The sequence below is a fragment of the Actinoplanes hulinensis genome (assembly GCF_019429605.1).
Classification (GTDB): domain Bacteria; phylum Actinomycetota; class Actinomycetes; order Mycobacteriales; family Micromonosporaceae; genus Actinoplanes; species Actinoplanes campanulatus.
On record NZ_JAHXZI010000031.1, the window covers coordinates 78,370 to 85,188 of the forward strand.

At 68.4% G+C, this 6,819-nt stretch carries 11 protein-coding genes; 9 read left to right on the forward strand and 2 right to left on the reverse strand.

Features of this window, described 5'->3' with window-relative positions; translation table 11 throughout:
* Window positions 1-17 precede the first annotated feature (17 nt).
* Complete coding sequence (locus KZ829_RS39365; protein ID WP_220148927.1) at window positions 18-254, forward strand: CDGSH iron-sulfur domain-containing protein; 237 nt, start codon at window positions 18-20, stop codon at window positions 252-254.
* Window positions 255-394: 140 nt separating this feature from the next.
* On the opposite strand, the gene KZ829_RS39370 is transcribed toward KZ829_RS39365, so the two are convergent.
* Window positions 395-853, reverse strand: coding sequence for an SRPBCC family protein (locus tag KZ829_RS39370; protein ID WP_220148928.1), 459 nt, complete (start codon window positions 851-853; stop codon window positions 395-397).
* A gap of 337 nt (window positions 854-1,190) precedes the next feature.
* Between KZ829_RS39370 and KZ829_RS39375 the strand changes: the two genes are divergently transcribed.
* The 6 genes from KZ829_RS39375 (at window position 1,191) to amaP (ending at window position 4,085) form a co-directional block, all read left to right on the forward strand.
* A complete protein-coding gene (locus KZ829_RS39375; protein WP_220148929.1) occupies window positions 1,191-1,679 on the forward strand; it encodes an Asp23/Gls24 family envelope stress response protein in 489 nt (162 codons plus the stop codon).
* A complete protein-coding gene (locus KZ829_RS39380; protein ID WP_220148930.1) occupies window positions 1,676-2,074 on the forward strand; it encodes a hypothetical protein in 399 nt (132 codons plus the stop codon). The genes KZ829_RS39375 and KZ829_RS39380 overlap by 4 nt, the downstream gene beginning before the upstream one ends.
* 315 nt (window positions 2,075-2,389) lie before the next feature.
* Window positions 2,390-2,572: a DUF2273 domain-containing protein gene (locus KZ829_RS39385; RefSeq protein ID WP_188124230.1), complete on the forward strand. Its 183-nt coding sequence runs from the start codon at window positions 2,390-2,392 to the stop codon at window positions 2,570-2,572.
* Window positions 2,569-2,949, forward strand: a complete 381-nt coding sequence (locus KZ829_RS39390) for an Asp23/Gls24 family envelope stress response protein (RefSeq protein WP_220148931.1) — start codon at window positions 2,569-2,571, stop codon at window positions 2,947-2,949. Before KZ829_RS39385 ends, KZ829_RS39390 begins: the two co-directional genes overlap by 4 nt.
* 6 nt (window positions 2,950-2,955) lie before the next feature.
* Window positions 2,956-3,492: a DUF6286 domain-containing protein gene (locus KZ829_RS39395; RefSeq protein WP_220148932.1), complete on the forward strand. Its 537-nt coding sequence runs from the start codon at window positions 2,956-2,958 to the stop codon at window positions 3,490-3,492.
* The gene (amaP, locus tag KZ829_RS39400; RefSeq protein WP_220148933.1) at window positions 3,492-4,085 is read left to right on the forward strand and encodes an alkaline shock response membrane anchor protein AmaP; all 594 of its coding nucleotides are present in this window, start codon (window positions 3,492-3,494) and stop codon (window positions 4,083-4,085) included. Before KZ829_RS39395 ends, amaP begins: the two co-directional genes overlap by 1 nt.
* 257 nt (window positions 4,086-4,342) lie before the next feature.
* Here amaP and KZ829_RS39405 read toward each other — a convergent pair whose 3' ends face one another.
* Window positions 4,343-4,792, reverse strand: coding sequence for an STAS domain-containing protein (locus KZ829_RS39405; protein ID WP_220148934.1), 450 nt, complete (start codon window positions 4,790-4,792; stop codon window positions 4,343-4,345).
* Window positions 4,793-5,155: 363 nt separating this feature from the next.
* Between KZ829_RS39405 and KZ829_RS39410 the strand changes: the two genes are divergently transcribed.
* Window positions 5,156-5,515 (forward strand): hypothetical protein, encoded by a 360-nt coding sequence (locus KZ829_RS39410; protein WP_220148935.1) that lies wholly within the window; start codon window positions 5,156-5,158, stop codon window positions 5,513-5,515.
* A 383-nt stretch (window positions 5,516-5,898) separates the two neighbouring features.
* Complete coding sequence (locus tag KZ829_RS39415; RefSeq protein WP_220148936.1) at window positions 5,899-6,360, forward strand: sigma-70 family RNA polymerase sigma factor; 462 nt, start codon at window positions 5,899-5,901, stop codon at window positions 6,358-6,360.
* Window positions 6,361-6,819: the final 459 nt, after the last annotated feature.

The window sequence follows — 6,819 nt, forward strand, 5'->3', positions numbered from 1 at the left end:
CGGAAATCCAGGCGACCATGACCTCGACCATCACACCGTACGAGGACGGCCCGCTGATCGTGCGCGGTGACTTCGAACTGCGTACCCCGGAGGGCGAACCGATCGATGCGGCACGCGACACCATCGCGCTGTGCCGGTGCGGCAGATCCGCCGACAAGCCCTTCTGCGACGGAACCCACAAGACGTTCCGGTTCAAGGCCGGCACCGGCCGCGACCTCCCGCCCGCGCGGCCCGGCGACCCGCAAGACGCCTGACCGGATCGCCGACCCCGCCTCCCGGAGCGGTCCGGCACCTGCGGGACCGCCCTATGCGGATCCGGCCACCGCAAAGCCGATGCCACGCTCCATGCGCGCGACAGCTTGCCGGCGATGGAGGCACCTGTCGCCGGGCCGGGTTAGCGCCGGGAGTGGGTGGTGTGCCGGGAGTGCTCGGCGAGTTCGGCCAGCCGGCGCAGAGCTTCGACGTTTCGCCCGTGCAGGGCCAGATCGTTGATCTTGTTCCTGAGCCAGTGCAGCGGACCCGCCTGGAAGTCCTCGTACATGGTCACGCGGGTCTCACCCGCATTGATGGGCTCGAGCGTGATACGGACGACGGCCTCACCGAACGGCCAGACTCCGGCACGCAGCGCGAGTCCCCGTCCCGGGGTCAGGGCGGTGACGGTCGACGTGTTCTTGATCGAGAGCGGCCACGGACCGACCTTGTGGTGCAGTTGCGAGCCCGGCTCAGGCCATGAGGCGTCAACGTCGCGGATGTGGGCCGTTCCCACGACCCAGTCGCTGTAGGTCCAGCCGTCGGCCAGGATCGCGTACACCTGCTCGGCCGCGGCGCGCATCGTGAGGGTCACCTTCGCCATGACTGTCGGTTACCCGGCTGCCGGCGCGGATAACGCGTGATCAGCGACGTTCGCCGTCTCAGCAAGGGGTAGGCGGGGATCCTGTCGGTCGGCGCTTGCGCGTCAGACCGTGGCGAGCGTGTACGGGACCTCGTCGACCAGTTCCCGCGCCAGGTACCCGGTGCGGCCGAAGCGTGGTACCAGTCGCTGGCCGAGGCTGACCGCGCCCAGGTACCGCAGGTCGCGGATTCAGGGGCTCAGGTTGAGGGAAATCCGGGTCATTTCGGGCGGCATCTTGTCAGACTGGAAGGTGAGCACGGCTCAGTGCCGCGCTGGGCACAGTGAGGAGCACAGCGACATGACGACCCAAACCACCAGGGCTGATCCCGCTAGCCAACAGACGAGCAAGGACTACAAGGCGGGCTCGGAGAAGGCTGTGGCCACCCGGAACAAGCTCAACAACGACGAGGGCAAGATCAGCGTCGCGCAGGGTGTGGTCCAGAAGATCGCGGGCATGGCCTGTCGCGAGATGTCCGGGGTGCATTCCATGGGTACGGGCGGATCCCGGGCGTTCGGCGCCATCCGCGAACGGATACCGGGAAGCTCGGGCCCGAACGTTGCGCAGGGTGTCGGCGTCGAGGTCGGTGAGACGCAGGCGGCCATCGACTTGGACATCGTGGTGGAGTACGGCGTCAGCGTCGTGGAGCTGGGTCGCAGCATCCAGCGCAACGTCAAGACGTCGATCGAGCGGATGACGGGTCTCGAGGTCGTCGAGGTCAACGTCAACGTGGACGATGTGAACCTGCCCGACACCGGCGACGCGCCCGACCCGACACGGGTCTCATGACCGTGGCCGCCGCGACCCGCCTGGAGGCCGCGCTGATCGACGGTGTCGACGCCGACGCGGTGGCATCGGCGACGCGGGGCTGTCCGGACGTCGAAGATCTCTGTGGGGATCCGCTCGGCGATATCGTCACCTACTTGCCGGGCCGCCGACTGCCGGGCGTGCGGATCGACCGGGAGGCCGTGCTGGTGCAGGTGCGCTCCCGCTGGAACGTCCCGGCGGCAACGGTCGCGCACGAAATCCGCGGGGCCGTCGCGGGTCTGGCTCCCGGCCGACGGATCGACGTGACGATCGCCGACGTGAGCGACCCGCCGGCCCTGCCGACCGCGACGGCGGACTCAGGCCCGGAAACGAAGCCGCAGAGGGGTGTCAGCCGCGCGCATGATGCGGCGCCGTAGACCACGGTCGCGAGAGGGTTTTGATGGACGACGGTTGGGCGCGGGAGCGCCGCGAGTTCATCCGTAACCACCACCCTGACCGGGGCGGTGACGGGACCGAGTTCATCGCGGGTCTGGACAGATACGACCGTATGGGGCCGCTGGAGCGGGCACAGGCACGTGATGACCGGGGGGTGCGCGTGGTGGTGGTGGCGCGTCGGTCGCTGTGGTCCCGGCTGAGGCACGCGTGGCGCGGCTGGCGTTGCCCGGCCCGGCCGCGGGTGCATTGACTGATTCGGGACTGGTCGTTGTGGATGGACGGAACGGTGAACTGACATGACTCGTACGATCTTCGGTACCGCCGTGGGCCTCGCGCTGGGCATGGCCCTGGCCTTCGGCAGCTTCGGGCAGATGCTCGTGGTGGCGTTGTTCATGGTTCTCGGCGGCGGTGTGGCCAAGGCGCTCAGCGGTGAGCTGGACCTGATGCCGTACATATCCGGACGGCGGAGCACCCGGTGACCGCGACCGTTCCCGGAACGGTGCAGATCAGCGCTGCCGCCGTAGCGAAGCTGGCGGCCCAGCTCGCGTCCGAGGACCCCGATGTGGGCGGGACGGCCGGCCTCCTGGGCCGTGCCGTGCCTGGCGGGCGTCAACTCGGCGCCCGGCAGACCAGTCTGACCTCGCTGCCGAAGGTGTCCGCGGAGGTCGACGGTGACCGTGTCTTCGTCGACCTCGCGATCAGCGTGCGGTGGCCCGCATCCGTGCCGCAGGTCACCACCGACCTGCGGGAACGGCTGCAGAACAGGTTGGGCGCGTGGACCGGCCTGACCGTCGCGGAGGTCGACATCGCGGTCACCGGCCTGGTTGCCGACCAGCCCGGGCCGAGAGTCCGGTAAGCCGCCATGCGAATCACCAACCGCCTGCTGGCCGCGCTGTTCGCTCTCGCGCTCCTCGTCGGCGGGGTGATCCTGGTCGTCGAGGTCGTGGCGCACTGGACCGGCACCGACCCGGTGGTGTTCGACTGGCCGGCTGTCCACGCGTGGGCGCGTCGCACCACCTGGAGCGCGATCCCCGTACGCCTCATCAGCGTCATGCTTCTCCTCGTCGGCCTTGCGCTGTTGTGGGCGCAGCTCAAACCTCGCCGGTTTGGCCGGCTCGCGCTCGAGGTCGGCCACCCCGCCACGGACGTCGCCGTCACCCGCCGGGGATTGGCCCACTCGCTGGCCGCCGCGGTGAGCCGCGTCGAGGGCGTACACAACGCACACGTGGCCGTCAAAGGAAAGAAGATCAAAGTCTCCGCTCGTACGTACGGCGGGCGCACGGCGGACGTGGCGCTCAGGCGCGAAGCGGTGACCCGCATGGCCCAGGAGCGCCTGGACGCATTGCCGCTGCGCAGAAAGCCCACCCTGGCGGTACGTCTGTCGGCGAGGGCACGCTGATGCACGCCGACCGCGCCAGTCGTGTCCTTCTGGGACTCATCGGCCTCACTCTCACGGCCGCCGGCGTTGCCGGCCTGCTGGCCGGCGGTGGCCGCTTCGGCGCCGACCTGCCCGACAGCCCGGTACTCGACTCCGCGGTGATCCGCTTCGCGGCCGAAAACAGCACGTGGTGGTGGCCGGCCGTAGCGGCCACCGGTGTGGTCATGGCGCTGTTGGGCGGATGGTGGTTGCTCGCCGTCCTCTTCTCCACGGACCGAATCCACGGGGTCAGATTTGCAACGGACCCCACCGCCGGCGCGACCACCCTGGCCGGCGGGGCCGTCAACCACGCCATCGACGCGGAGATCGAGGCCTACCGTGGCGTTCGGGCGGCAAGCAGCAGGCTGCTCGGCACGCCTGAGGAACCCGAGCTTGCCGTCAACGTCACCGTCGATCAGTCAGCCGACATCGGGGCGTTGAGCCAGCGCATCGAGATCGGCGCACTCACCCATGCGCGACAAGCCCTCGGCCGCCCCGACCTTCCGGCTGCATTGGACATCACCGTCAGCCGCCGCCCGGCAGGGCGGGTCGACCGGGCCCATCAGCTCCCTTGAGTACCTGCTCGGTGGTGGCATCGGCTCCTCTTCGGCAGGACGCCGAGTCAGGAGACGCCGGTGCGGGGCCGAGGGCTCCAGCCTGCGCCACGCAGGATATTCGGACGCGGCCTGCCGGAACCGACCACGACCGCGCCGGTCAGCTGTCTGGACTCGCCGATCGTTGTCGGTACCAGCCAATGTCGAGGATGCCTGGGCGCGTACATGCCTCCCGATCGCGGTTGGTGGACAGGCCTGCAAGGTGCCGAGGGCTTCGGTCAGACGCAGGCCAGGAGGTCGACCGATTGGGTCACGTTCCTGGCAGTGGGTCCGATCGGGGATCCAGATGCGGAGCTGGTCGCTACAGGCAGTGTCTGGTCGAACCGGGCCGTGAGGATATCGAGTAGTCCGGTCAGGTCGAGGACTCGACGGACGATGGGTTGTGGGTTCGTGATCCGCAGTTGGCATCCCGTGCGGGCGGCCGCTTTGCCCGCGGCGACGAGAACGGCGAGTCCGCCACAGTCCATGAAGGTGACCTTGGCGAGGTCAACTTCGATTCGTTCAGGAAGCTGCGCGGACAACACGGCGAGCAGCCCGGCGTGCAGTACGTCGGCGGTCGACAGGTCGACCTCTCCTGCCACGGCGACCCGGACGAGGCCCGGCATGACGTTGCTGGTGTCGATGCGCAACTGCGCCGACGGGGTCTGCGGCGAAAAGGTGGTGAGCATGGTTCCTCCAGCCCAACGACTTTGTCCAGACAGGGAATGCGAGGACGGGCAGGGTCTGGACCCGTGGCCGGGGAGGCAACAAACCCGAAGGTTGACGGGCGTTGCGGGCTCGACAAGGTGCGCACGTCGATGCGGTAGCACCCCGCACATTACTCTCCATGAATTACATTTGGGGACTTCGCGGTACCACGATCAGGGCGCCACCGCTTGGACGGGCAGCTACCCAACCCCGGTCTGGCCAGGAGGTCCCGCGGTGCCGGTGCCGCCCAGCACAAGCGTGGCGGTGCCCCGGGCAGATCCCCCCGCCCGGGGCACCACTACCCCCCGAACCCCCAGAAACGAACTGATGAAACGCAGACCGACATGGGTGCGTTTCCCGGCCAGGCCAACGGCTGTTTCCCCGACCTTTCCGCGGTGCAGACCGACGGACGAACGTTCAACGGCCCCCGATGGGCCGGCGTCAACGACCCGACGGGCGAGGTCCCCCGGGCCGTTGCTGTACGTGGAGGTGTCGACGTCGGCCTGGATGGCATGGCGCAGCCTGATCAGCGAGCGGCTCAGCAGCTGCGAGACCTGCATCTGCGACACGCCGATCTGCGCCCGGGTCATGAACAGCAACCGGATGACGGGCTGCTCGCGGACCGGCAACCCGGCAGACAGATAACGATCAACGATCGTGTGGGCCAGCTCATGGTCGACCCTCCGATGGCTGCGAGTCCGTAACACCTACAGGACGACGCCACCGGGGACCGGAGTGACGTGCTCACACTACGCCCTGACCACCCCGGCCGCACGCTCATTCGCGAACCTCAATCAAATGACGTCGCCGAAGCCCGGAACAACAGACGCGTGTCGTGTTTGCCCCGGCTGGGCGATCCAGGGTTCAGGATATGTCACTCAGCGTGACTGTCTGCTTGGTCCGCGGTCCGGCGGTGGTGGCGTGCTGGATGTCGGCATGGAACGGAGGTGGGCGCTCATCACTCGTTCGTGGCGCCCCTATGGTGAATGTCGGTGATGTCGTAGCGTTTCGGTGGCGCGAGACCCATGCTTGCGGCTGTCGTCCCAGACCCCGGCGGCGCACGTCTTCACGTCGCCCAGGGAGTTCGGTGTCAGCATTGACTCATCGCAGTCCTTTCTGTCTGGCATGCCCTCTGCGTGGATCCGCGTCATCCAGCCCGCGCGGCTGCCCGGCGCAACTGCGGTGGCTGATTCGCCGGATCTCCGACAACGATCGCGGTGCTTTCGCCGAGTTGTTCGACCAATGCTCGGGCCTGGTGTTGCCCGGTCTGCGTGGTCAGGTGCCGGACCAGCATCGGGTCGCGGGCATTCTCGCGGGCACCTTCATCGAGGTGTGGTGGCTCGCCGGATGCCATGTCGATCCGGACACCGATGTCATGGCGTGGATCGACGAGATCGTCCAGCGACGCGTCGCGGACAGCTGGCCAGCCGCCCCGTCGGCGGCGAACCCCACCTCGCCCGGCCGGGGCATACTCGGCGCACTGTGGGCGCACAGCATCGAGGTCGAGCTCGCCGGGTTACTCAGTCGACGCCACTCCCCACCCCAGTAGGGTCCGCGCGGACAGAAACCATGCTAATGATCTTGAAGCGGCCACCACAGAATGACGCCCGGTGGGGCGTGGCAGGGTTGCGCCAGCTGGTCTGCGGTAGGGTGACCGAGTCAGCGGCACGTTGACGTTCCTCTGCCCCGGACCTCGGCAGCCTCCCTCTTGTGAAGGGTGCGGCCATGCTCGGCACTGCGGGTGACCTCAGGCGCATCCCGGCTGTCGGGCTGCCGTCCGGCGGTGATCTGAGTGACGATGGTTCCGGAGCCGGCTGATCCGGTCGTCGCCCGGCTGTGCCGGCTCTGTGAGCACGCGGTCATCGCCCTGCCTGCCGCGGGTGCAGGCCTGTCGGTGGTCGCCCGGGACAATTGCGCCGGGGCCGCCGGTATGCGACGTTGCTGATCGACGCGGTCACCCATCGCCGTGTCGATGTGCTGCCCGACCGCAAAGCGGACACCCTCGCCA